Source organism: Paraburkholderia sp. Ac-20336 (assembly GCF_017105025.1).
Lineage (GTDB): Bacteria > Pseudomonadota > Gammaproteobacteria > Burkholderiales > Burkholderiaceae > Paraburkholderia.
In genome coordinates this window covers 1-2,460 of the sequence record NZ_JAAGPS010000269.1, presented here as the reverse complement: position 1 = coordinate 2,460, position 2,460 = coordinate 1, and the positions used below count along the sequence as shown (strand labels likewise).

Here is a 2,460-nt window from a genome sequence, read left to right as displayed (position 1 = left end):
GGCCTTGCGCGCGCACTGCGTCGAGCCAGCCGCGCACCTGTTCGTCGAGCCGCGCCGAACGGCCGAGCGCGTAATGCAGCGCTGGTTTGTCGGCGAGGATGCGCGGCACCTGCGCGTCGAGTTCGCCGAACGGGAATGCGGCGTCGAAGCCGAACGCTTCGCGTGCACCCTCGGGGCCGAAGCGGAAGCCTTCCCACGTCTCGCGCTCGACGTTCTTCTCGCGGCAGAACAGGATCGAGGCGGGCGCGCCGGGGGCGGCGCTCGCGTCGAGCACGAGCAGCGCCTCGGGCTCGACGAAGCCGGTCAGGTAATAGAAGTAGCTGTCGTGACGGTACGGGTAGTCGGCGTCGCGGTTGCGCAGCGCTTCCGGCGCGGTCGGGACGATGGCGACGCCGCCGCCCGCGACGCGTAGCGCGGCGAGAACGCGCTCGCGGCGCGTGCGGTAGACGTCGATGGCGATGGTGGGTTCGGTCGGCTGGTTCATCGTGCGATTGTAGCGCTCCGTCCCGTTGTGCTTTCGGTGTCGCGCACGCCGGCGCCGCCGTTTTGCGCGGATTGGCGCGCAGCCTGGCGGCATCGCCGCCGCGGGCATGTTGCAATCCGCCCACAGCGGGTCCGCGCGCGGCTCGCGAAGATGCGGCCGGTACGTTCGTGATGCCCCTGGACCACTTATACTTTCGCCGGATTCAGAAAAAGGCAGATGGTCATGATGAAACTCATCGGTTCGCTCGCCAGCCCGTTCGTGCGCAAAGCGCGAATCGTGCTCGCCGACAAGAAAATCGACTATGAACTGGTGCCCGAGAACGTCTGGGCGCCGGATACCCGGATTCACACGTTCAATCCCATCGGCAAGGTGCCGTGCCTCGTGATGGAAGACGGCGAAGCGGTGTTCGACTCGCGCGTGATCTGCGAATACGTCGATACGCTCTCGCCGGTCGGCAAGCTGATTCCGCCGTCGGGGCGCGAGCGCGTCGAAGTGCGCTGCTGGGAAGCGCTCGCCGACGGCGTGCTCGACGCGGCCGTGCTGATCCGTCTCGAAAGCACGCAGCGCGCGCCCGAACAGCGCGTCGACGCGTGGGTCGCGCGCCAGCAGCGCAAGATCGACGAGGGTCTGATGGCGATGTCGCAGGGGCTCGGCAGCAAGCCGTGGTGCGCGAGCAATCACTACACGCTCGCCGATATCGCGGTGGGCTGCGCGCTTGGCTATCTCGACTTCCGCATGCCGCACCTGAACTGGCGCGAATCGCATCCGAATCTGGACAAGCATTTCCAGAAGCTGTCGCTGCGGCAGTCGTTTATCGATACGGCGCCGAAGGACTGAACGGAGCGCGTCCGGTGAACGCGGCCTACGGGCGAAGCGCCGGGCGCCTGCCGGCCTGAACCGGAATTTGTCCCTTTGATGAAAAAATGCGCCTGACGGGGTCAGGCGCATTTTTTTTGCGGGTGCGGTTAGCGCGCGTCTTTGCGGCGGTCCTCGCGGCGCCGCGTGATGCCCGGTCCGAACGCGAAACCGAATGCGAGCAGCAGCACCGACACCGCCAGCACCGTGTTGTTGCCGCTCGTCACGTAAGGCGTGTTGCCCGAGGTGCCTTGCACCTTCACGTCGAGCGAGCCGACCGTGTAGGGCGCGAGGCGTCCGATCACGCGGCCGTTCGCGTCGATCGCGGCGGTCATGCCGGTGTTGGTCGCGCGCAGCATCGGCCGGCCGGTTTCGAGTGCGCGCATGCGCGCGATCTGCAGATGCTGGTCGAGCGCGATCGTGTCGCCGAACCACGCGAGGTTGGTCGAATTGACGAGCACGCCGGCCGGCGTCGAGTTTTCGCGCAGCGTGCGCGCGATCTCCTCGCCGAAGATGTCCTCGTAGCAGATGTCGGCCGCGACCGGCTGGTTATGCACCATGAACGGCTTCTGCACCGGCGCGCCACGGAAGAAATCGCCGAGCGGAATGCGCATCAGGTTGACGAACCAGCGGAAGCCCCACGGCACGAACTCGCCGAACGGCACGAGGTGGTGCTTGTCGTAGCGATAAATGTCGCGCGAGCCCGGCGTGACGCCGAACAGGCTGTTGGTGTAGTCGACCACCCGGCCTTCGGGCGTGATCGTGCCGCCGAGCGCGCCGAACAGGATCGCGCTGCCGGTCGAGTCCGAGAACTCGCGGATCGCGGCCGCGAACGGTGTCGGCAACTGCTGCGCGAGCACGGGAATGGCGGTTTCCGGCGTGACGATCAGATCGGCCGGCTGCGCGGTAATCATCTGCTGATACTGATCGATCGCCGCGCGCATGCCGGCTTCCTCGAACTTCATCTCCTGCTTGACGTTGCCTTGCAGCAGACGCACGCTCAACGGCGCGTTGGCGGGCGTCGTCCACGGCACGAGCGGCAGCAGCAGGCCGATCACGATCAGCGCCAGCGCGGCGCTGGCGGGTGCGGCGATCGACGACACGCGGCGCGGCGCGGCAGG

Annotated in this window: 3 protein-coding genes; 1 reads left to right on the top strand and 2 read right to left on the bottom strand. The window is 67.2% G+C overall.

Annotation, left to right across the window (positions count from 1 at the left end):
- Window positions 1-484: aminopeptidase P N-terminal domain-containing protein (locus tag GXB81_RS30880; protein WP_205991198.1), on the bottom strand; the 484-nt coding region annotated here is incomplete at its 3' end.
- 216 nt (window positions 485-700) lie between these two features.
- Here GXB81_RS30880 and GXB81_RS30875 point away from each other — a divergent pair.
- Entirely contained in the window at window positions 701-1,321 is a 621-nt protein-coding gene (locus GXB81_RS30875; protein ID WP_205991197.1) for a glutathione S-transferase C-terminal domain-containing protein, read from the top strand.
- Between the two features lie 128 nt (window positions 1,322-1,449).
- Here GXB81_RS30875 and lnt read toward each other — a convergent pair.
- A partial coding sequence (lnt, locus tag GXB81_RS30870) for an apolipoprotein N-acyltransferase (RefSeq protein ID WP_205991196.1) occupies window positions 1,450-2,460 on the bottom strand: 1,011 nt, incomplete at its 5' end.

Bases quoted from the DNA above. Each gene is read 5' to 3' on its own strand.
- GXB81_RS30875 (WP_205991197.1), top strand. From the start codon at position 701: ATGGTCATGATGAAACTCATCGGTTCGCTCGCCAGCCCGTTCGTGCGC.